We start from the raw sequence: 21505 nt of genomic DNA on the forward strand, positions 1-21505 counted from the left end.
GCTCCACTAGGTTTGTTTAAATCCGAATATACCCAGTTAATTTGGGGTCTTAGCTCAGCTGGGAGAGCATCTGCCTTACAAGCAGAGGGTCACAGGTTCGAGCCCTGTAGGCCCCACTCACGCGATATGCTCGATGCATATCGCGTATTTTTTACCAGAACTTAATATGGTAAATGCCGGCGTGGCGGAATAGGCAGACGCCCGGGACTTAAAATCCCGTGGGTAGTGATACCCGTACCGGTTCGACCCCGGTCGCCGGCATTAAATAGAAAGAGAAACGTAAGTGATTACGTTTCTCTTATTTTTTGTTATAAATACTTTAATACATATTTAAGAATACAAACTAGCGGAATATAGTATCATTTATTGTAGAATATTATATTTATTTATAACTATGTCTACAAGGAGGAATGCTATGGCTGAAAAGATGAATAACATATTTCGCAAAGCTCTGATAGTAGCATTTTGTCTTGTTGTTGCATGTACTAGTAGCGGATATGCTGCGGATACTGGAGTAAAGGTGGACGCCACTGATAGTGTTGTAGATTTTGAACATAGTCTTGATGATTACGAACCGGCCAAGAAGAAATATAATTTCTACTTTACTTATAAGATAGTTCATCCGTGGTGGGATGCTGTTGCGCTTGGAATGGAGGATGCTCAGAAGAAGTATCTTGAAAAGGGCATAGTTATTACTTATGAGTATATGGCCCCAGATGCAGCTTCCTACGAGGATCAGACTAAGAGATTATTACAGGCTCAGGAAGGTAATTACGATGTAATTGGAGTAGACGTGGCAGATGAGGAGAAGATATCTCCTGTACTGGATAAAATGGTGGCTTCAGGCAATAAGGTCATGACTTTTTCCAGCTCTGATGCAGCTCCTGATTGTAAGAGGATTGCATACGTAGGAAATACTCATAACTATCAGGATGGAGTAGACTTAACAGAAGCGTTATGCAAGAAGCTTGGCTACAAAGGTAAGATAGGAATACTTGTTGGAAGCTACGGAGCTCCATGTCATGAAGACAGAGCAAAGGGAGCAAAGGATACTATTGCCAAATATAAAGATATGGAAATAGTAGCAGTTGAGTATGATATGGACTTCATCGATAAGGCCTATGAACTGGCTGTAAAGATGCTTAAGGATAATCCTGATATTGCAGGCTTTGTATGTTGTAATATGAGTAATCCTGTTGGGGCAGCCAGAGCAGTTACAGAGCTTGGAAGTAAGGCAGTGATCGTAGGAATGGATCATGATCAGGAGGCTCTTAATTATCTCAAAGATGGTGTTATCTATTGTCTTGGAGTACAAGACTGCTATTCTATTGGTTTTGATACATTGCAGGTTGCTGTAAAAATCGCAGATGGAAATTTACCAGGAGATCTTTTCCCGGACAAGACTGATGAAAGTACAACCATTATCTACCAGGATGATGCTGTGCCTATGCTTGAGGTCTTGTATGGAGATGTTTCACAATGAAAAGAAAGAGGATTACTGAAAAGGCAGTGACTATAACTGCGGCGATAGGAAGTGCTCTTATCATGGTAATGGTAATCGCCAATACGTATTGGGCTTCTAAACAGGCTATTTCGTCTACAAATCAGGCTGTGTCTGCTGTAAGTGCGTTTTATCTTGAATCTATGGCAGACAGACGTGCCAAGACAATTACAAACCTGATCAATAATAATTTTGACTATATGGAAAAGGCTGTAAGCGTCATAGATGGCGAAAAGATAGAATCTCAGGATGATCTTCGAGAGGCAATTGGAAGAATGAAGAGGCTGTTGTCTCTTAATCGTTTTGCGCTTGTTGATGAGGATGATATTGTTTATACGCAGTATACTACATATACAGGCGGTAGCAGACATCCGTTCCTTGCGAAGAAGAGTTTGGATAGCAAAATGATAAGTACTGTCTTTGTTTATGGTTCATCCATTGATCTTTGTCTGGCAATCCCGGTAGATATAAAGATAATGGACAAAAAGTTTAAAGCCTGTTTTGTTCAGATAGATATTAACGATATAGTTGAGCTGCTTGCTTTTGATGATCAGGAAAGTACGAATTTTGCGCTGTATTCTACAAATGGTGGAAATATTTCTGAGACAGAGCTTGGTCCGCTTATCGGGACAGAGAATATTTTTAATGCTACAAAAGAGAATGTTTCTGAGGAAAAGTGGAATTCATTTCGTGATGATTTCGCAAATAATAAAAGAGGAACACTGACTTTTACTATAAATGATGTAGTGGATACTATATGCTACGAGCCTGTGCCTGACACCGGTTGGGAGCTGGTTGTAATGATCCGCGAGAGTGTTATTCAGGATCAGATTCAGGAGATCAGTGAAAAGAGTCTTCTTACTAACCGCATTCAGATATTATCCCTGCTTGTAGTAGCTACCATTTTCTCAGCTATATTATTCTACATGATAAGGCGTGTTGCTAACGAAAAACTGGATGAAGAAAAAGAGAACAGCAAAGCCTTTAGGAGTATGGCAAATACTGACTCAATGACGGGAGTCAGAAATAAGCACGCTTATATGGAGACAGAATCCCAGTTAAATAACAGGATTCGAGAAGGAACTATTGATAAGCTTGCACTTGTTGCATGTGACATAAATGGTCTTAAATATGTCAATGATACAAAAGGACATGCTGCTGGTGATCAACTTATCAAGGAGGCAAGTGCTCTTATTTGCGATATTTTTTCCCATGGGTCAGTATATAGAACTGGTGGTGATGAGTTCGTAGTTATTTTGATGGGAAAAGGATACGATACGAGGGATGAAATAATTGCAGCCTTTGATAGGCAGGTAGAAGAAAATATCAAGAAAAATAAGGTTGTTATTTCCATTGGCTGTTCAGTGCTTCACCCTGAGGATGAGCAACTGCATGATATATTCGAAAGAGCGGATCATATTATGTATGAGCGCAAAAAAGAATTAAAGAGCATGGGAGCAAGAACAAGAGAATTTGATGAATCCAAAACGCAGCAGTAAAGATAATTAGAATCCTATTAAAGGAATAAAGAGAGAAGCAGCGATGCTTCTCTTTTTTGTTGTGCTGATATATCATGAATCTGTATGGAGAGGTAAAAAAATGATAATTCAATCCGGATCAAGGACAGACATACCAGCTTTTTATTCTGAATGGTTTGCCAACAGATTAAAGGAAGGCTATGTCTATGTCAGAAATCCATTTAATATGACATACATAACTAAATACGATCTTAATCCTGCAGTAGTAGATCTCATATGCTTTTGTTCCAAGAATCCTAAGCCTATGCTGGAGCATTTGGAGTTGTTAAAACCTTATGGGACGTACTGGTATGTGACAATTACAGGTTTTGGAAGGGACATAGAGCCAAATGTTCCTGATTCCATGGAAGTGGTAGAGACCTTCAAGAGGCTTTCGGAATTTGCCGGCGTGGATTCCATGGGATGGCGCTATGATCCTATTTTCCTTGATGAGAAGTATACCAGAGACTATCATCTGGAACAGTTTGATAAGATAGCCAGAGCTCTTGATGGATACACAGAGACTGCTGTTATCAGCTTTATTGATCTGTATCAGAAGGTAAAAAAGAACTTCCCGGAAGCCAAGGTTGTGGAAAAAGAGGACAGGCTCTACCTTGGAGAGCATATGGTCCAAATAGCCAAGGAGAATGGAATGGTTCTTAGGCCCTGTGGTGAGGGGACAGAGCTTGAAAGATTCGGAGCAGATTGCAGCGGATGCATGACTCAGCCTATTTATGAAAAGGCAATTCACAATACTATGGTATTCCCTAAGGGTAAAGGAGCCAGAGCTTCCTGTGCATGTTATCTTGGCGGTGATATAGGAATGTACAACACCTGCCTTCATATGTGCAGATATTGCTATGCCAATTATGATGCGAAAACGGTATTAGATAACCATGCTAATCATGACCCACATTCACCTCTTCTTATTGGCAATGTAAGACCAGAGGATGAGATTCATAAGGCAGAGCAAAAGAGCTGGATAGATGGGCAGTTAAAACTAATTTGGTAAGTTCTATTCACCTGCTGACGGGACGCTTGTATCTCTTTTCCTGACAGTGTTGTGACTTTTGAAATAAAGTTTTAAAGGAGGGGCAAAGTGCTCCTCCTTTAATTTAATGTATGGCAGTGATAGCGGTTTTTTCTACTGATCAATCATAAAAATACAATCTGCGACAAAAAAAATGCAATCTGCGACATTTGCTATATATGAAATATTTTTTCATGCTAGATTATAATTGTAAGAAATATATATGTCTTCTTTTTTAAGAGGAGCTTAGTATGGAATTTAAGTACGACAATGAAGGCAATTTAATAGTTCCGGAGAATCACTGCTGTGAACATTGGGAGCCGGATGATGGGGCGTTGGTACCTATGAGAGAGTGTTGGTGTTGTAAATGGTCTAAATTTAGGGCAGACAACAGCGATCTTAGTAGTGACAGCATAGGTGTCTGCAGCTACATCGGAAACAGAGCAGAGTTAGCAGAGCAGGAAGTTAATTAAGTTATCCGTGTTGACCAGTAGAGGTATTGATATGACTCAAGGGAATAAGGTTAAACTTCAAATTCAATTATTCGGAGGCCTTTCAATAAACTACGAGGGAAGGAATATTTCCATCGGTAAGAATAAGACTTCCAAATACATACAGCTGTTAGAGATTGTGTGGCTGAGTGGTCCACAGGGTGTGTCAAGGGATAGCCTTGTAAATACTCTTTACGACAGAGAAGAGCAGTCCAATATCAACAACAGTTTTAACAATCTGATCTATCAGATGCACAAGCAGCTGAAGAAATCAGGACTTCCAGAGTGTGAATATATCGTCAACAAAGATGGATATTTTTACATAGATGACGAGGTAGAGGTTGAGTCTGATGCTGGAAGCTTCATGATGAACGTTATGCAGGCAAGACAGGCTACTGATCCTGCCGAAGAAATGATGTACTACAGAGCAGCGTTTGATCTCTACAGATCAGAACTTCTCCCTGAGTTATCTACGCAGGAATGGGTTATCATCAAGAGCGTACAGCTTCAGAAAATGTATTCTGAATGCGTGGTTGCACTTGGTGAATATTATGAAAAGAGAAAAGATTTTGATGCTACCTACAAAGTATATAAGAAGGCAGCAGATCTTTATCCTGATGATGAGTGGCAGATTGGTGAAATAAATGCCCTTATCGGAATGGATAACTATAAAGAAGCGTATAGAATCTATGATGAGACAGTAAGATATTATACTGATGAGCTTGGAATCACTCCAAGTAACGATCTTCTTGAATGTTACGACAAGATGAGCAGGCAGATCACAAATATGCCTAGCAAGATTCTACAGATCAGAGATGATATTCTCGAGAGACGTGTGAGCATTTCCAGAAATGAAGGCATTGCGTATGACTGCTCATACCCAAGCTTTATAGATGCATATCATATCCTTAGCCGCAACATGGAGAGAAGTGGCCAGTCCGTTTATATGATGCTTCTTACACTTGTTGATTATGAGGGTAAAAAGATTGCGAACCAGAACAAGCTTGAGATCAGAGGTAAGCTACTTCAGGAGGCAATTTCAATTACTCTTAGACAGGGTGATACATACTGTAAGTATTCTTCTTCACAGTTTCTTTTACTCCTTGTTGGTACCAGCAAAGAGAGCTGCAAGATTGTTTACAGAAGAATTCTCAACAAGTACAAAATGCTCGCTGGTCCAAGAGCTGAGATTGAGTACAGTGTAGTTTCACTTGCTGATCTGCCTGAGAAGCTGGCAGTTGGCGAATAAATATGGAATAAACACAATAGGGGGTTATTGTGGTTTTCACTATGAGGGTTCCGCGTGGCGTTATGCTACGCGGAATTTTGGGCTCTTACAAAAACTTTATATTTACTTCATACATCATTCAAAGAATCTTGGTATACTATGATTAGGACTATGCGTTAGAAAGGATGTGAAGTCTATGGCGCTGAACCATAAAGACTATTCTAAGATAGATTTTACCAAACTGACCGATGATATGGACGATATAGAGGAACTGGAAGAACTCGATGGTCTCGTAGACATCAAAGATATTTCATCTGATGAAATAGAGAAGATCCTCAGAATGAAGGATCAGGTTAAAGACTTTCAGATTTTGATGATGAAATATGAATGTGCGTTATCAGAAGTCAGAACCAAACTTGATGTACTGAATAAAGAATTATCACTGAGAAACAACCGAAATCCTTTTGAATCAATCAAGATGAGGATTAAGACCCCAGTTAGTATTTACAAGAAACTTCGTGGCAGAAACATTGATTTTACCCTTGAGAATGTCAGAAACAGCTTGTCAGATATAGCGGGAATCAGAGTCATCTGTTCTTTTGTTGATGATATTTATATGCTGGCTGATTGCCTTGCTCAGCAGGATGACATTACAGTTCTGCAGCGCAAGGACTATATTGAAAATCCCAAGGACAGTGGATACAGAAGCCTTCATCTTATCATTGAGATACCAATCTTCCTTACTCAGGAAAAAGAGTATATGAAGGTTGAGGTTCAGTTCAGAACCATTGCGATGGATTTCTGGGCCAGCCTGGAACACAAGATGAAATATAAAAAGAATATCGAGAATCAGGAAGTTATTTCTGATGATCTTAAGTTTAGTGCTGACCTTATCAATCAGTTAGATCTTCGAATGCAGCAGATTCGTGAGAAGATTGATGCAAGTGAAGATGCACAGTATTAAAAAATAAACTGAGTACTTTCTATATATTTATCATATAGAAGATACTCAGTCTTTCTTTTGACATATTATTGATTTATTGGCAGCGCCAGTCTATATAATCAGTTCTGCGCTGTCCATCTGCCGCTGGCACCACATGGAAGAACAAGTCCGTTGCTCTTAACTGGAAGACCAATCTCCTGAGCCTCAACAGTTCCCTTATGGATTGGATCGAGAACAGTGTGAAGCATGTATGAAAGAACTGCTGGCTGAAGTCCTGTTGTGTATGAGTTGATCAGGAAGAAGAGAGGTTCATCGGACAAAAGCTGAGATGTGAGCTGAACAAATGGGAAAACAGATTCCTCGATTTTCCGGATCTCGCCCTTAGGTCCACGACCATAGGATGGAGGATCCATGATGATACCATCATATTTGTTGCCACGTCTGATTTCTCTTTCTACGAACTTAACACAGTCATCTACCAGATATCTGATAGGCGCATCAGCAAGTCCTGAAGAAGCAGCATTCTCTTTGGCCCAGCCGACCATTCCCTTGGAAGCATCCACGTGAGTTACGCTTGCGCCTGCCTTTGCTGCTGATACTGTAGCTCCACCTGTGTAGGCGAAGAGATTAAGAACTTTGATAGGTCTGTTTGCTTCCTTTATTAATGAAGAGAACCAATCCCGGTTAGTAGCCTGCTCAGGGAAAAGACCTGTATGCTTAAAGCTGAATGGCTTCAGATTAAAAGTAAGCTCCTTGTAGCCAATGGACCATTCTTCAGGAAGGTTTTTGAATTCCCAGTCACCGCCGCCTTTGTTGCTACGGTGATAGTGGCCATTCCACTTCTTCCAGCCAAAATGCTTTTTCTCTGTATTCCAAATGACCTGGGGATCTGGACGAACCAGCATATAGTCGCCCCAGCGCTCAAGCTTCTCACCGCTTGAAGTGTCTATTACTTCATAATCTTTCCATCCGTCTGCAATCCACATATTCGAATTCCTTCCTTAATATTTGAGATTATAAACTGTTAATAATTGTTTATAGTTTGATAATAGTCATTCTGAAAGTATTGTGATATCATCTGTACTTGGGTCTGGCAGTAAAAGTGATACCAGCTGCTCAATCTTGTTTCTACTATATTATATAGTAAATTTTGAGACAACGAATCACATTTTACTACTTAAGGGAGTTTAAGTCATTAAGTAAGACTATGGATTTGGTAAAAGATTAAAAAAGATCAAGAAATCCAGTCGAAAAACGCTGATTTTGTGATAAAAGTGATTAATTTTAAAAAAGTTGTTGCATATCAGACCGAAATGATTTATACTCAATAACGCTGTGACATGATAGCTATGAAGCGTGAGGTTGCTGCTTATCCAGTTGAGCAGGTTTTCCGTGGAGCGAATGTCTAGAGGCCGGTTACAAAGGCCAAACAAACTGACGACAAGTCACTGTACAGTAAATTGAAGTCTGCCGACTAACCCAAGGCAGAAACGACGTGTAGAAGTATGAGCCTTATTATGTATTGAGGATCATGACACACACGGGAGAGTGTACAGTCACCGCTTGTCGTACTTAATTCAAACAGTGCGAAAAGGAGGCGACTTTTTTTATGGCAACTCAGGTAATGAGAATCACACTTAAGGCTTATGATCATCAGCTTGTTGATGCATCTGCCAAGAAGATTATCGAGACAGTCAAGAAGAACGGATCACAGGTTTCTGGACCAGTTCCACTTCCTACTAAGAAGGAAGTTGTTACTATCTTAAGAGCTGTTCACAAGTATAAGGATTCTAGAGAGCAGTTCGAGCAGAGAACACACAAGAGACTTATCGATATCATTACACCAACATCTAAGACAGTTGAGGCTCTTCAGAGACTCGAGATGCCAGCTGGTGTAAACATCAATATCAAGATGAAATAATAACCGATAAGGTTGTTATTATAAAGAAACAATCGATTCACCTCTACTAGTATGATGCGAGACGCATGATGCCGTGACAACTGGAGAATTGCAAATGGCAATTAAAGCGACATTGCGAACGAAGTAAGCATCCGCTGTAGACGTAATAAGGAGGTAAAACACATGAAGAAGGCTATTTTAGCTACTAAGGTCGGAATGACCCAGATCTTCAAAGAAGATGGTTCACTGGTTCCTGTAACTGTTCTTCAGGCAGGACCATGCGTAGTAACTCAGATCAAGACAGTTGAGAATGATGGTTACAGCGCAGTTCAGGTTGGATTTGTTGACAAGAAGGAAAAGGTTGTTAACAAGGACAAGAATGGTAACAAGACAATCTACCACCGTCACGGTGCAACAAAGGCTGAGCAGGGACATTTCAAGAAGGCTGGAGTTTCTTGCAAGAGATATGTAAGAGAGTTCAAGCTTGAGAACGCTGCAGAGTATGCACTTGGTGCAGAGATTAAGGCTGATGTTTTCGCTGAAGGCGATAAGATTGATGCAACAGCTATTTCAAAGGGAAAAGGATTCCAGGGTGCTATTAAGAAGAATGGTCAGCACAGAGGACCTATGGCACACGGTTCCAAGTTCCACCGTCATCAGGGTTCTAATGGTTCAAGTTCAGATCCTAGCCGCGTATTCAAGGGCAAGGGAATGCCTGGTCACATGGGCAGTGTAAAGGTAACAGTTCAGAATCTTGAGGTTGTTAGAGTAGATGCTGACAAGAATCTTATTCTTGTAAAGGGCGCTATTCCTGGACCTAAGAAGGGACTTGTTACAATCAAGGAAACCGTTAAGGTTGTAGGCTAATAGAACGCGAAAGGAGGAACCATACAGATGGCTAATGTATCTGTTTACAATATGGAAGGCAAAGAAGTTGGCAAGATCGATTTAAACGATGCTATCTTCGGAGTTGAAGTAAATGAACATCTCGTACACATGGCTGTTCTTCAGCAGCTCGCTGATAACCGCCAGGGTACACAGAAAGCAAAGACACGTTCTGAAGTTTCCGGAGGCGGAAGAAAGCCTTGGAGACAGAAGGGAACAGGTCATGCTAGACAGGTATCTATCAGAGCACCTCAGTGGAAGGGCGGCGGAGTTGTATTCGCTCCAGTTCCAAGAGATTACTCTTTCAAGATGAACAAGAAAGAGAAGAGAGCTGCTCTTAAGTCTGCTCTTACAGATAAGGTTCAGAACAACAGCATCGTTGTTGTTGACGAGCTCAAGTTTGATGAGATCAAGACAAAGAGATTCGCAGAGGTTATGAACAACCTCAAGGCTACACGTAAGGCACTTGTTGTACTTGCTGACAACGATCAGAACGTAGTACTTTCTGCAAGAAACCTTGCTGAGGCTAACACAACACTTACAAACACACTTAATGTGTATGATATCGTAAACGCTAGAACACTCGTCCTTACAAAGGATGCAGTTGCAAAGATTGAGGAGGTGTATTGCTAATGGCAGCATTACAGTATTATGACGTAATCCTTAAGCCAGTTCTTACTGAGAAGAGCATGAACGGCATGGCAGAGAAGAAGTACACTTTCCTTGTTAATCCTGAAGCTAACAAGACACAGATCAAGGAAGCTGTAGAGAAGATGTTCGAAGGAACAAAGGTTGCTAAGGTAAACACAATCAACGCCGCTGGTAAGAGAAAGAGACGTGGCATGATCGTTGGTTTCACAGCTAAGACTAAGAAGGCAATCGTTCAGCTGACAGAAGACAGCAAGGACATCGAGATCTTCCAGGGACTCTGATAAATGCACACGACCGCACAAGGAAGCGGTCGGCGCGACGAATCATCATAGATGATTCGATGTAACAATAACTATACGCACGAATCCAGAGTGAGTCCGGGATTCAAATGAGAATTCATTCGATGCGTGATAAATAAAAAGGAGAAATAATCATGGGAATTAAGAAATATGGCCCATATACCCCATCCAGAAGAAACATGACTGGATCAGATTTCTCAGAGATCACAAAGTCAACTCCTGAGAAGTCCCTCATTGTTTCAAAGAACAGCAAAGCTGGTCGTAACAACCAGGGTAAGATTACTGTTAGACATCGTGGATGCGGCGGCAGAGTTAAGTACAGAATCGTAGATTTCAAGAGAAACAAGGACGATATGCCTGCAAAGGTTATCGGAATTGAGTATGATCCAAACAGATCAGCTAATATCGCACTTATCCAGTACGAGGATGGCACAAAGGCTTATATCCTTGCACCTAACGGATTAACAGATGGCATGACAGTTATGAACGGTGCTAACGCAGAGATCCGTGTTGGTAACTGCCTCCCACTTTCACAGATTCCTGTCGGTGAAAATGTACACAACATTGAGCTTTATCCTGGAAAGGGTGGCCAGATGGTTAGATCAGCTGGTAACGCTGCTCAGCTTATGGCTAAAGAGGGTAAGTATGCAACACTTCGTCTTCCTTCAGGCGAAATGAGAATGGTTCCTATCGAGTGCCGTGCAACAATCGGTGTTGTAGGAAATGGTGATCACAACCTTATTAACTATGGTAAAGCTGGTCGTGTTCGTCACATGGGTATCCGCCCAACAGTTCGTGGTTCTGTTATGAACCCTAACGACCATCCACACGGTGGTGGTGAAGGTAGAGCACCTATTGGACGTTCTGGTCCTAGCACACCATGGGGTAAGCCAGCTCTTGGTTATAAGACACGTAAGGCTAAGAAGGCTTCTAACAAGCTGATCGTAAGAAGAAGAAACGGTAAGGCTATCAAATAAGGAGGAATAAAATGTCTAGATCACTTAAAAAGGGACCTTTTGCAGACGCAAGCCTGCTTAAGAAGATAGATGCTATGAACGCTGAGGGCCAGAAGCAGATTGTTAAGACATGGTCACGTCGTTCTACAATTTTCCCGTCTTTTGTTGGACACACAATTGCTGTTCATGACGGAAGAAAGCATATTCCTGTATATGTTACTGAAGATATGGTTGGACACAAGCTTGGTGAGTTTGTTCCTACAAGAACATTCAGAGGACATGCTGGAAATTCTCCCGCAGAGAGAAAGAGCAGCGTAAACTAATTATTCGTTCGATGAAAGGAGGAAATATCCATGGAAATGGAGATCAAGCATAGATCAAAGATCAAAAGAGAAAGAAATCGTGACAATAAAGAAACAAGACCTTTTGCAAAGTTATCTTACGCAAGAATACCTGTTCAGAAGGCATGCTTTGTCATGGATGCTATCAGAGGTAAGGATGTAGAGACTGCACTTGCAATTCTCGAGTACAATCCTAGATATGCTTCTAGCGTAATCTACAAGCTTCTTGCAAGCGCTGTAGCTAACGCAGAGAACAACAAAGGTATGAACAGAGCAAATCTTTATGTTGCTGAGTGCACTGCTAGCAACGGCCCTATCATGAAGAGAATTCAGCCTAGAGCACAGGGCAGAGCATACAGAATCAACAAGAGAATGAGTCATCTGACTGTTATTTTGGACGAGAGATAATTGAAAGGAGAACCTAGAAATGGGACAGAAAGTTAATCCTCATGGCCTCAGAGTTGGTGTTATCGCTGACTGGGACTCAAAGTGGTATGCTGAGTCTGCTGATTTCGCCAATAATCTGGTAGAAGATTACAATATCAGAAAATTTCTGAAGAAGAAGTTATATGCAGCTGGTGTTTCTAAGATTGAGATCGAAAGAGCATCAGATAGAGTTAAGGTTATCGTTTACACAGCTAAGCCTGGTGTTGTTATCGGTAAGGGCGGTGCTGAAATCGAAGTAACCAAGAAAGAGCTTTCAAAGCTCACAGACAAGAAGGTTCTTGTTGACATTAAGGAAATCAAGAAGCCTGATAAGGATGCACAGCTTGTTGCAGAGAACATCGCTCAGCAGCTTGAGAACCGTGTATCATTCAGAAGAGCTATGAAGTCTTGCATGAGCAGAACAATGAAGACAGATGCACTTGGTATCAAGGCATGCTGCTCAGGTCGTCTTGGCGGCGCTGATATCGCTCGTTCAGAGTTCTACAGCGAGGGAACAATTCCTCTTCAGACACTCAGAGCAGATATCGATTATGGTTTTGCTGAAGCAGATACAACCTACGGTAAGGTTGGTGTTAAGGTATGGATCTACAAGGGTGAAGTACTTCCAACTAGAGCAGGTGAGAATTCAGATAAGGAAGGGAGCGATAAATAATGTTAATGCCAAAGAGAGTTAAGCACCGCAAGCAGTTCCGCGGTTCAATGGCTCATAAAATTACTCGTGGTAACAAGATCACTTACGGTGAGTACGGAATTGTTGCGCTTGAGCCTTGCTGGATCAACTCAAACCAGATTGAGGCAGCCCGTGTAGCTATGACACGTTTCATCAAGCGTGGTGGTCAGGTTTGGATCAAAATCTTCCCTGACAAGCCTATCACATTAAAGCCTCTCGGAACACGTATGGGTTCTGGTAAGGGTGCAACTGATAGATGGGTAGCTGTTGTTAAGCCAGGTCGTGTAATGTTCGAAATCGGCGGAGTTGCCGAGGCCGATGCTAGAGAAGCTCTTCGTCTTGCGACACATAAGCTTCCTTGCAGATGCAAGATCGTTTCTAAGGCTGATTTGGAAGGCGGTGTATCTAATGAAAACTAATAAGTATGTAGAAGAGCTTCTGGCTAAGTCTGCTGAAGAGCTCCAGACAGAGCTTGTTTCTGCAAAGAAAGAGCTTTTTAACCTTAAGTTCCAGAACGCTACAAACCAGTTGGATAATACAGCAAGAATTAAAGAAGTAAGAAGAAATATTGCAAGAATCCAGACTGTAATCACACAGAATGCTAAGGCTGCAAACTAAGCCTCACACTGAATAAGGAGAAATAATCGTGGAAAGAAATTTAAGAAAAACGCGTGTTGGTAAAGTAACAAGCGATAAGATGGATAAGACCATCACAGTTTCCATTGAGGACCATGTTAAGCACCCTCTTTACAAGAAGATCGTAAAGAGAACTTACAAGCTTAAGGCTCATGACGAGAACAATGAGTGCCGTATCGGTGACACAGTTAAGGTCATGGAAACAAAGCCTATCTCCAAGGATAAGAGATGGAGACTTGTATCCATTATTGAACGTGCAAAGTAATACAAAAATAAAAGGAGAAATATCATGATTCAGCAGGAAAGTAGACTGAAGGTCGCTGATAACACAGGTGCTAAAGAGCTTCTTACAATCCGTGTTATGGGTGGATCTACAAGAAGATATGCGAGAATCGGCGACACAATAGTTGCTTCTGTTAAAGAAGCAACACCCGGTGGAGTTGTAAAGAAGGGTGATGTTGTTAAGGCTGTTGTCGTTCGTACTGTTAAAGAGACACGTCGTAAGGACGGTTCCTACATCAGATTTGATGAGAACGCTGCTGTTGTTATCAATGAAGATGGTACGCCTAAGGGAACACGTATTTTTGGACCCGTAGCTAGAGAGCTTCGTGAGAAAAAGTTCATGAAGATCCTTTCTCTCGCTCCGGAAGTATTATAAGGAGGCGCCCATATGTCAACAAGTAAGATCAAAAAGGGTGATATGGTTAAGGTTATCGCCGGTGGTGAAATCGACAAGGAAGGAAAAGTCCTTTCAGTTGATAAGAAGAATGGAAAGGTTATCGTAGAAGGCGTTAATAAGGCCATCTGCCACGAGAAGCCTTCTGCAAAGAATCCTAATGGCGGAATTGTTGAGCGCGAAGCTGCGCTTGATATTTCAAATGTTATGTATCTTCATAACGGACAGCCTACCAAGATCGGATTCAAGGTTGAGAAAGATGAGAATGGTAAGGTTGTAAAGAAGAGCCGCATCGCTAAAAAGACTGGTGAGGTTATCGACTAATTTAAGAAAGGAGGTATATAACGTTGAGTAGATATAAGGATTTATATAAGAACGAGATCGTTGATGCTATGACAAAGAAGTTCGGTTACAAGAACGTAATGGAAGTTCCTAAGCTCGACAAGATCGTTATCAATATGGGTGTTGGAGAAGCTAAGGAAAATGCTAAGCTTCTTGAGAACGCTGCAAATGATATGGCTATTATTTCTGGCCAGAAGCCTGTTATTACAAAGGCTAAGAAGTCTATCGCTAACTTCAAACTGAGAGAGGGTATGCCTATCGGATGTAAGGTAACACTTCGTGGTGACAAGATGTACGATTTCCTTGATCGTCTTGTAAACCTTGCACTTCCTCGTGTACGTGACTTCAGAGGTATCAACCCTAACTCATTCGATGGAAGAGGAAACTATGCACTTGGTATCAAGGAGCAGCTCATTTTCCCAGAAATCGAGTACGATAAGATCGACAAGACAAGAGGTATGGATATCATTTTCACAACAACAGCTAAGACAGATGAGGAGGCTCGTGAGCTTCTTACACTGTTCAATATGCCTTTTGCAAAGTAATTATAGGAGGGAATATAACACATGGCTAAATTATCCATGAAGTTGAAGCAGCAGATGAAACCAAAGTACTCAACACGTGCTTACAACCGTTGTAAGATCTGCGGTCGTCCTCATGCTTATCTTAGAAAGTACGGAATCTGCAGAATTTGCTTCCGTGAACTTGCATATAAGGGCGAGATTCCAGGTGTTCGTAAGGCATCTTGGTAATCACTGGTATCATACTGTAACTAATTAACTTTTTTAGCATGATATTCGAATTGCTCCGCAGAATAACTGCTTTCGCAATTCGACAAACATTCGGAATGAGCACTATCGTGCAAATTCCTCATATTTGTTAGGGTCATTAAGACAAAATGCTTAACATGTAAACATGTACGCATTTGTGTCTTATGACACCAATATCATTCACATTGCGGCTTCGTGTCTCTGCTCAATTCGGGGAGTAGTAAGGCGAAGCAAAAATAATTAAGGAGGCAATTTTAAAATGGCAATGAACGATCCTATTGCAGATATGCTTACAAGAATTCGTAACGCAAACACTGCAAAGCATGACACTGTTGATGTACCATCTTCAAAGATGAAGCTTGCTATTGCAAACATTCTTCTTGAAGAGGGATATATTAAGAAGTTAGACGTTGTTGAAGATGGAGCATTCAAGAATCTTCACATCACACTTAAGTACGGTGCTGACAGAAACGATAAGGTTATCACTGGTCTTAAGAGAATCTCAAAACCTGGTCTTCGTGTATACGCAGGCAAGGATGAGCTTCCTAGAGTATTAGGTGGTCTTGGTATTGCTATCATTTCTACAAACCAGGGCGTTGTAACTGATAAAAAAGCTAGAGAACTTCAGGTTGGTGGCGAAGTTCTTGCATTCATTTGGTAAATTGGAGGTACGGGCATGTCACGAATTGGAAAAATGCCAATCGCAGTTCCTGCTGGAGTTACAGTAGAAGTTGCAGAAAATAATAAGGTGACTGTTAAGGGACCTAAGGGAACCCTTACAAGAGTTTTCCCTGCTGAGATTTCTTTCTCACAGGAAGACGGTCAGATCGAAGTTAAGAGACCTGACGATCAGAAGAAGACAAGAGCTTTACACGGCCTTTCAAGAAGCCTTCTCAACAACATGGTTGTTGGTGTAACAGAAGGTTTCGAGAAGAAGCTTGAGGTAAACGGTGTAGGTTACAGAGCTGCTAAAAACGGCAAGACACTCTCTCTTACACTTGGTTATTCTCACCCAGTAGAACTTGTTGATCCTGAGGGAGTTGAGACAGTTGTAGAGGGTCAGGTAATCACAGTTAAGGGTATCGACAAAGAGGCGGTTGGCCAGCACGCTGCAATCATCAGAGAGAAGAGAGCTCCAGAGCCATATAAGGGCAAGGGAATCAAGTATGCTGATGAGGTTATCAGACGTAAAGTTGGTAAGACCGGTAAGAAATAATAGATAAGGAGAGTGCAAAATGGTTAGTAAAGAATCCAGACAGGAAATTCGTGTAAAGAAGCACATGAAGATCCGTAATCGTTTTAGCGGAACAGCTGAGAGACCAAGACTCGCTGTTTTTAGAAGCAATAATCATGTTTACGCACAGGTTATTGATGATGTTGCCGGCAAGACACTTGTATCTGCTTCAACTCTTGAAAAAGATATCAAGGCTGAGCTTAAGAATACAGACGACATTGAGGCTGCAACAAAGATCGGTGATGTTGTTGCAAAGAGAGCTCTTGAGAAGGGCATCAAGGCCGTTGTATTTGACAGAGGCGGTTATATCTACCACGGTAAGGTAGAAGCATTGGCCGAGGCTGCTAGAAAAGCTGGCTTGGAATTCTAAGAAGGGAGAAAACACAAAATGAAGCGTAATATCGTAGATGCAAGTCAGCTCGAATTGACAGATAAAGTTGTAACGATCAAGCGCGTTACAAAGGTTGTAAAGGGTGGACGTAACATGAAGTTCACAGCGCTTGTAGTAGTTGGTGACAACAATGGTCACGTTGGTGTTGGTCTTGGAAAGTCAACTGAAATCCCAGATGCTATCCGTAAGGGTAAGGAAGATGCTACAAAGAACCTTATTACTGTTCCTCTTGATGAGAACAACAGTATTACACATGATTTCGTAGGTAAGTTCGGCTCTGCTGAGGTTTTACTTAAGAAGTCTCCAGAAGGTACTGGTATCATCGCTGGTGGTCCTGCTCGTTCTGTATGTGAGCTTGCAGGTATCAGAAACATCAGAACAAAGTCACTTGGTTCAAACAACAAGCAGAACGTTGTTTATGCTACAATCAATGGCCTTGCTCAGTTAAAGACACCAGAAGAAGTTGCAGCAAAGCGCGGTAAGTCTGTAGCAGAAGTAACCGCTTAATAGAAGGAGAAAATCAATGGCAGATAAGAAGCTTAAGATCACATTGGTTAAGTCAACTATCGGTGCTATTCCAAAGCAGGTAGCAACAGTTAAATCAATGGGATTCAAGAAACTTAACAGTTCTGTTGAACTTCCTGATAACTCTGCAACAAGAGGTCAGATTCAGCAGATCAGACACCTCGTTAAGGTAGAAGAGATCTAATCTCTAAAAAAGATGCAAAAATTGTTACCGGAGCTGTTCCATGTATACGCGAGTGGTGTATAATATAAAAGTGCGCTGCGCTGAGCGGTACGAGCTCCGGGTTTTATAAGGAGGAATATCATGGAATTATCCAACTTAAGACCTGCTGAGGGTTCAAAGCAGAGCGATAATTTTAGAAGAGGCCGTGGTCATGGTTCAGGAAACGGCAAGACTGCTGGTAAGGGACACAAGGGACAGAAGGCTCGTTCAGGAGCTCCAAGACTTGGTTTCGAAGGTGGTCAGATGCCACTTTTCAGAAGACTTCCTAAGAGAGGCTTCAAGAACATCAACCACAAGAACATCGTAGGCATCAATCTTAGCGCACTTGAAGTATTTGACAACGGAGCAGTTGTTGATATTCAGGCACTCAAGGACCAGGGAATCATCAAGAAGGAACTTGACGGCGTGAAGATTCTTGGCAACGGAGAATTTACTAAGAAGCTTACGGTTAAAGCTAATGCTTTCAGTGCATCAGCTAAGGAGAAGATCGAGGCTCTTGGTGGAACAACAGAGGTGATCTAATGTTTAAGTCCCTAATGAATGCATTAAAAGTCAAGGAATTAAGAAATAAGATTCTTTTCACCATTTGTATGCTTGGTGTAATCAGATTAGGATCTGCTATTCCTGTACCTGGAATGAACGTATCAGTTTTCCAGAATTGGTTTAAGAATCTTACTGAAAGTGATTCATTTGGCTTTATGGATCGATTTACTGGTGGATCATTTGAGAACATGTCAATCCTGGCACTCAATATCACACCATACATTACATCTTCCATTATCATTCAGCTTCTCACAATCGCTATTCCTAAGTTTGAGGAGTGGCAGAGAGATGGCGAAGATGGAAGAAAGAAGCTTACAGCTCTTACAAGATATGTAACAGTTGCTTTAGCTCTTATCGAATCCATTGCAATGGCAATCGGTTTTTACAGGAACACAGGCTTCCTCACAGAGCAGTCTATCTTCCTCGTAATCCAGATTGTAGCAGCCCTTACAGCTGGTAGTGCATTCCTGATGTGGATTGGTGAAAGAATCACAGACAATGGGGTAGGAAACGGTATTTCAATTGTTCTGACTATCAACATTCTTTCAAGAATGCCGTCAGATTTGAAGGCCCTTTACGAGCAGTTCGTAAACGGCAAGGCTATTGCTAGGGGAGTTGTATCAGCTATAATCATTCTTGCAGTTATAGTTGCAATGGTAGTATTGGTTGTTCTTCTTAACGGCGCTGAGCGTAGAATTCCTGTTCAGTATGCTAAGAAGATCCAGGGTAGGAAGACATACGGTGGAAACCGTTCAGAGATTCCTCTCAAGGTCAATACAGCAGGCGTTATGCCTATTATTTTCGCAATGTCTTTATTCCAGTTCCCAATCATTATCAGCCAGTTAGTTGGTTATAATGGAACAGGATTCTGGGGCAAGTTTATTGCATATCTTAACCAGAGTAACTGGTGTAATCCAAATCACTGGAATTACTCACTTGGTTTAGTAGTATACATCTTATTGCTTATCTTCTTTGCGTATTTCTATACGTCAATTACCTTCAATCCACTTGAGATTGCAGATAATATGAAGAAGCAGGGTGGCTTTATTCCTGGTATCAGACCAGGTAAGCCTACAAGTGATTACCTTACAAGCATTTTGAACTACATCATTTTCATCGGAGCTTGTGGCCTTACAATCATTGGTGTATTGCCTATCTTCTTTAATGGTGTGTTCGGTGCCAGTGTTTCATTCGGCGGAACTAGCCTTATCATCGTGGTAAGCGTTATTCTTGAGACAATCAAGCAGATTGAGTCTCAGATGCTGGTACGTAATTACAAGGGCTTCTTGGAAGACTAAGATTTAATGTAAAGAGGTTATAGTATTCGCTTGTAGCGTTTACTATATCCTCTTTTTTTAACTAAGAAAAATCAAAAGAATCCTCTCGCAGCCAAGATTTTTCTAGCAGATTTAGTACTTATGTTTTATAATGAAGGTTGTGTAATAAAACAAATATTACTTGAGAGGGCTATTACGTATGAAAATTATTATGTTGGGTGCGCCTGGAGCAGGCAAGGGAACACAGGCTCAGATGATCGCGGATAAATACAATATCCCACACATCTCTACTGGAGATATCTTTAGAGCTAATATCAAGAATGGTACAGAACTTGGCAAGAAAGCTAAGGAGTACATGGACAAGGGACTTCTTGTTCCTGATGAGCTTACAGTTCAGCTTCTCCTCGACAGAGTAGCTAATGATGATTGTAAGAACGGATATGTTCTTGATGGATTCCCACGTACTATTCCACAGGCAGATGTTCTTGATAACGAGCTTACTAAGCTTGGTGACAAGGTTGACTTTGCAGTTAATGTAGATGTTCCAGATGAGAATATCGTTCGCAGAATGTCAGGCAGAAGAGCATGCCTTAAGTGTGGCGCTACTTATCATATTGAACATATTCCACCTAAGACTGAGGGAATATGCGATAAATGTGGAAGCGAGCTGGTACTTAGAGAAGACGACAAGCCTGAGACAGTTCAGAACAGACTGTCAGTGTACCATGAGCAGACACAGCCTCTTATCGAGTACTACGATAAGAAGAATATTTTGAAGACAGTTGACGGTACAAAGGATATGCAGGAAGTATTTAGCGATATAGTTAATATTCTTAATGCATAATATCTTGGTGTTTTATATATGGCTATAACTATTAAAACAGATGAAGAAATTGATCTTATGAGACAATCTGGGCAGCTTTTGGCTAAGGTTCATGAAGAACTTCATGCCGCTGTTCGTCCCGGTATCTCAACGCTTGAGCTCGATGAGATAGGTGAAAAGACTATCCGTGCTCTGGGAGGAATTCCTAACTGTAAGAACTATGAGGGATTTCCCGCTTCTGTGTGTATTTCTGTGAATGACGAAGTTGTTCACGGAATTCCAAGTGCCGATAGAATCCTGCAAGAGGGTGACATAGTTACCTTTGACACAGGGCTTATATATAAGGGTTATCATTCAGACGCTGCCAGGACCTGGGGTGTTGGCAAGATAAGTGATGAGGCCCAGAAGCTCATAGATGTTACCAGAGAAAGCTTTTTTGAAGGAATCAAGAAGGCCAGGGCAGGTAACAGATTGCATGATATATCCAGAGCGATTGATGACTACATTAAACCTCATGGATATGGAATAGTAAGAGAACTTACTGGTCATGGAATAGGAACTTCACTTCATGAAGATCCAATAGTTCCGAACTATAGAAAGTTTTTCCGAGGCGTTAAGCTTCGCAAAGGTATGACAATTTGCGTAGAGCCTATGATCACAATGGGTGAGCGCTATGTTGGCTGGCTTGATGATGAATGGACTGTAGTTACTGTAGACGGTTCACTTGCAGCACATTATGAGAATACTATTGCCATCACAGATGGCGAACCAGAGATACTAACATTGGAAAGGTCTTGAACAAGGAGGATAAGAATGTCAAAGGCTGATGTAATTGAAATTGAAGGAAAAGTAATTGAGAAGCTTCCTAACACAATGTTCCAGGTTGAGCTTGAGAATGGACACGTTGTTTTAGCACATATTAGTGGTAAGCTCAGACAGAACTTTATCAGAATTTTACCTGGTGATAAGGTTACACTTGAGCTTTCTCCATATGATCTTACAAAGGGAAGAATTATCTGGAGAGATAAGTAAGCCGATAAATAATAAGAAGTCAGATGCAAGTTTCTGATATGATTCCCCTAAAGTAGACAATGGAAATATCCAAAGTCTCCTTTAGGGGGATTTTTTATGGCTAAGTATCCTTTAGAAATCAAGATTGCTGCATGTAAAGATTATTTCGAGCGAAACATGTCAATGGGAGACATA

The 21505-nt window shown here is 41.2% G+C and carries 32 protein-coding genes and 2 tRNA genes; 33 read left to right on the plus strand and 1 reads right to left on the minus strand.

The genetic code is table 11. From position 1 onward, the window contains the following. The first annotated feature begins 43 nt into the window (after positions 1–43). The 8 genes from IJI01_RS10050 (at position 44) to IJI01_RS10085 (ending at position 6731) form a co-directional block, all read left to right on the plus strand. Positions 44–116 (plus strand) — tRNA-Val (locus tag IJI01_RS10050). A gap of 59 nt (positions 117–175) precedes the next feature. After that, a tRNA-Leu gene (locus tag IJI01_RS10055) sits at positions 176–261 on the plus strand. Between the two features lie 154 nt (positions 262–415). Continuing rightward, entirely contained in the window at positions 416–1483 is a 1068-nt protein-coding gene (locus IJI01_RS10060) for a substrate-binding domain-containing protein (protein WP_292189610.1), read from the plus strand. Then, positions 1480–3000 carry a sensor domain-containing diguanylate cyclase gene (locus IJI01_RS10065; RefSeq protein WP_292189613.1) on the plus strand — a complete coding sequence of 507 codons (1521 nt, stop codon included), beginning with the start codon at positions 1480–1482 and terminating at the stop codon, positions 2998–3000. Before IJI01_RS10060 ends, IJI01_RS10065 begins: the two co-directional genes overlap by 4 nt. Positions 3001–3100: 100 nt before the next feature. After that, a complete protein-coding gene (locus IJI01_RS10070; protein ID WP_292189616.1) occupies positions 3101–4030 on the plus strand; it encodes a DUF1848 domain-containing protein in 930 nt (309 codons plus the stop codon). Positions 4031–4299: 269 nt separating this feature from the next. Next, positions 4300–4521, plus strand: a complete 222-nt coding sequence (locus tag IJI01_RS10075) for a hypothetical protein (protein ID WP_292189619.1) — start codon at positions 4300–4302, stop codon at positions 4519–4521. Positions 4522–4552: 31 nt separating this feature from the next. Next, a complete protein-coding gene (locus IJI01_RS10080) occupies positions 4553–5788 on the plus strand; it encodes an AfsR/SARP family transcriptional regulator (RefSeq protein ID WP_292189621.1) in 1236 nt (411 codons plus the stop codon). 175 nt (positions 5789–5963) lie between these two features. Beyond that, a complete protein-coding gene (locus IJI01_RS10085; RefSeq protein ID WP_292189628.1) occupies positions 5964–6731 on the plus strand; it encodes a GTP pyrophosphokinase in 768 nt (255 codons plus the stop codon). 98 nt (positions 6732–6829) lie between these two features. On the opposite strand, the gene IJI01_RS10090 is transcribed toward IJI01_RS10085, so the two are convergent. Beyond that, the gene (locus tag IJI01_RS10090) at positions 6830–7696 is read right to left on the minus strand and encodes a class I SAM-dependent methyltransferase (RefSeq protein WP_292189631.1); all 867 of its coding nucleotides are present in this window, start codon (positions 7694–7696) and stop codon (positions 6830–6832) included. Positions 7697–8319: 623 nt separating this feature from the next. Between IJI01_RS10090 and rpsJ the strand changes: the two genes are divergently transcribed. The 25 genes from rpsJ to infA all read left to right on the plus strand — a co-directional run bounded on the left by rpsJ (position 8320) and on the right by infA (position 21331). Next, the gene (gene rpsJ / locus IJI01_RS10095; RefSeq protein ID WP_292189634.1) at positions 8320–8631 is read left to right on the plus strand and encodes a 30S ribosomal protein S10; all 312 of its coding nucleotides are present in this window, start codon (positions 8320–8322) and stop codon (positions 8629–8631) included. A 162-nt stretch (positions 8632–8793) separates the two neighbouring features. Further along, positions 8794–9477 (plus strand): 50S ribosomal protein L3, encoded by a 684-nt coding sequence (gene rplC, locus IJI01_RS10100; RefSeq protein ID WP_029233647.1) that lies wholly within the window; start codon positions 8794–8796, stop codon positions 9475–9477. Between the two features lie 27 nt (positions 9478–9504). Beyond that, positions 9505–10128 (plus strand): 50S ribosomal protein L4, encoded by a 624-nt coding sequence (gene rplD, locus IJI01_RS10105; protein WP_292189639.1) that lies wholly within the window; start codon positions 9505–9507, stop codon positions 10126–10128. Next, complete coding sequence (rplW, locus tag IJI01_RS10110) at positions 10128–10427, plus strand: 50S ribosomal protein L23 (protein ID WP_013279998.1); 300 nt, start codon at positions 10128–10130, stop codon at positions 10425–10427. Before rplD ends, rplW begins: the two co-directional genes overlap by 1 nt. Positions 10428–10579: 152 nt before the next feature. Further along, positions 10580–11422: a 50S ribosomal protein L2 gene (gene rplB / locus IJI01_RS10115; RefSeq protein WP_292189644.1), complete on the plus strand. Its 843-nt coding sequence runs from the start codon at positions 10580–10582 to the stop codon at positions 11420–11422. 11 nt (positions 11423–11433) lie between these two features. Next, a complete protein-coding gene (rpsS, locus tag IJI01_RS10120) occupies positions 11434–11724 on the plus strand; it encodes a 30S ribosomal protein S19 (protein ID WP_013280000.1) in 291 nt (96 codons plus the stop codon). A 30-nt stretch (positions 11725–11754) separates the two neighbouring features. Further along, positions 11755–12150 (plus strand): 50S ribosomal protein L22, encoded by a 396-nt coding sequence (gene rplV / locus IJI01_RS10125; protein WP_013280001.1) that lies wholly within the window; start codon positions 11755–11757, stop codon positions 12148–12150. A 19-nt stretch (positions 12151–12169) separates the two neighbouring features. After that, entirely contained in the window at positions 12170–12841 is a 672-nt protein-coding gene (gene rpsC, locus IJI01_RS10130; RefSeq protein WP_292189648.1) for a 30S ribosomal protein S3, read from the plus strand. Then, positions 12841–13278, plus strand: coding sequence for a 50S ribosomal protein L16 (rplP, locus tag IJI01_RS10135; RefSeq protein WP_013280003.1), 438 nt, complete (start codon positions 12841–12843; stop codon positions 13276–13278). Before rpsC ends, rplP begins: the two co-directional genes overlap by 1 nt. Then, positions 13268–13477 (plus strand): 50S ribosomal protein L29, encoded by a 210-nt coding sequence (gene rpmC / locus IJI01_RS10140; RefSeq protein ID WP_013280004.1) that lies wholly within the window; start codon positions 13268–13270, stop codon positions 13475–13477. Before rplP ends, rpmC begins: the two co-directional genes overlap by 11 nt. Positions 13478–13505: 28 nt before the next feature. Further along, complete coding sequence (gene rpsQ / locus IJI01_RS10145) at positions 13506–13760, plus strand: 30S ribosomal protein S17 (protein ID WP_013280005.1); 255 nt, start codon at positions 13506–13508, stop codon at positions 13758–13760. 24 nt (positions 13761–13784) lie between these two features. After that, a complete protein-coding gene (rplN, locus tag IJI01_RS10150; RefSeq protein ID WP_013280006.1) occupies positions 13785–14153 on the plus strand; it encodes a 50S ribosomal protein L14 in 369 nt (122 codons plus the stop codon). 12 nt (positions 14154–14165) lie between these two features. Continuing rightward, positions 14166–14495: a 50S ribosomal protein L24 gene (gene rplX, locus IJI01_RS10155; RefSeq protein WP_013280007.1), complete on the plus strand. Its 330-nt coding sequence runs from the start codon at positions 14166–14168 to the stop codon at positions 14493–14495. A 23-nt stretch (positions 14496–14518) separates the two neighbouring features. Beyond that, positions 14519–15058 (plus strand): 50S ribosomal protein L5, encoded by a 540-nt coding sequence (rplE, locus tag IJI01_RS10160; protein ID WP_013280008.1) that lies wholly within the window; start codon positions 14519–14521, stop codon positions 15056–15058. 21 nt (positions 15059–15079) lie between these two features. Then, positions 15080–15265, plus strand: coding sequence for a type Z 30S ribosomal protein S14 (locus IJI01_RS10165; RefSeq protein WP_013280009.1), 186 nt, complete (start codon positions 15080–15082; stop codon positions 15263–15265). A 277-nt stretch (positions 15266–15542) separates the two neighbouring features. Further along, the gene (rpsH, locus tag IJI01_RS10170; protein WP_013280010.1) at positions 15543–15944 is read left to right on the plus strand and encodes a 30S ribosomal protein S8; all 402 of its coding nucleotides are present in this window, start codon (positions 15543–15545) and stop codon (positions 15942–15944) included. A 15-nt stretch (positions 15945–15959) separates the two neighbouring features. After that, a complete protein-coding gene (rplF, locus tag IJI01_RS10175; RefSeq protein ID WP_029233640.1) occupies positions 15960–16499 on the plus strand; it encodes a 50S ribosomal protein L6 in 540 nt (179 codons plus the stop codon). A 19-nt stretch (positions 16500–16518) separates the two neighbouring features. Further along, positions 16519–16887 (plus strand): 50S ribosomal protein L18, encoded by a 369-nt coding sequence (gene rplR, locus IJI01_RS10180; protein WP_026490022.1) that lies wholly within the window; start codon positions 16519–16521, stop codon positions 16885–16887. Between the two features lie 18 nt (positions 16888–16905). Then, complete coding sequence (rpsE, locus tag IJI01_RS10185; RefSeq protein WP_013280013.1) at positions 16906–17415, plus strand: 30S ribosomal protein S5; 510 nt, start codon at positions 16906–16908, stop codon at positions 17413–17415. Between the two features lie 16 nt (positions 17416–17431). Continuing rightward, the gene (gene rpmD, locus IJI01_RS10190; RefSeq protein ID WP_013280014.1) at positions 17432–17617 is read left to right on the plus strand and encodes a 50S ribosomal protein L30; all 186 of its coding nucleotides are present in this window, start codon (positions 17432–17434) and stop codon (positions 17615–17617) included. A gap of 120 nt (positions 17618–17737) precedes the next feature. After that, entirely contained in the window at positions 17738–18178 is a 441-nt protein-coding gene (gene rplO / locus IJI01_RS10195; protein ID WP_029233639.1) for a 50S ribosomal protein L15, read from the plus strand. Continuing rightward, positions 18178–19497: a preprotein translocase subunit SecY gene (gene secY, locus IJI01_RS10200; RefSeq protein WP_292189665.1), complete on the plus strand. Its 1320-nt coding sequence runs from the start codon at positions 18178–18180 to the stop codon at positions 19495–19497. The genes rplO and secY overlap by 1 nt, the downstream gene beginning before the upstream one ends. A gap of 178 nt (positions 19498–19675) precedes the next feature. Further along, entirely contained in the window at positions 19676–20320 is a 645-nt protein-coding gene (locus IJI01_RS10205) for an adenylate kinase (protein ID WP_292189668.1), read from the plus strand. Positions 20321–20338: 18 nt separating this feature from the next. After that, a complete protein-coding gene (map, locus tag IJI01_RS10210) occupies positions 20339–21097 on the plus strand; it encodes a type I methionyl aminopeptidase (RefSeq protein ID WP_292189670.1) in 759 nt (252 codons plus the stop codon). 15 nt (positions 21098–21112) lie between these two features. Then, positions 21113–21331 (plus strand): translation initiation factor IF-1, encoded by a 219-nt coding sequence (gene infA / locus IJI01_RS10215; protein ID WP_013280019.1) that lies wholly within the window; start codon positions 21113–21115, stop codon positions 21329–21331. Positions 21332–21505: the final 174 nt, after the last annotated feature.

Source organism: Butyrivibrio sp., assembly GCF_017433805.1.
GTDB lineage: Bacteria > Bacillota > Clostridia > Lachnospirales > Lachnospiraceae > Butyrivibrio.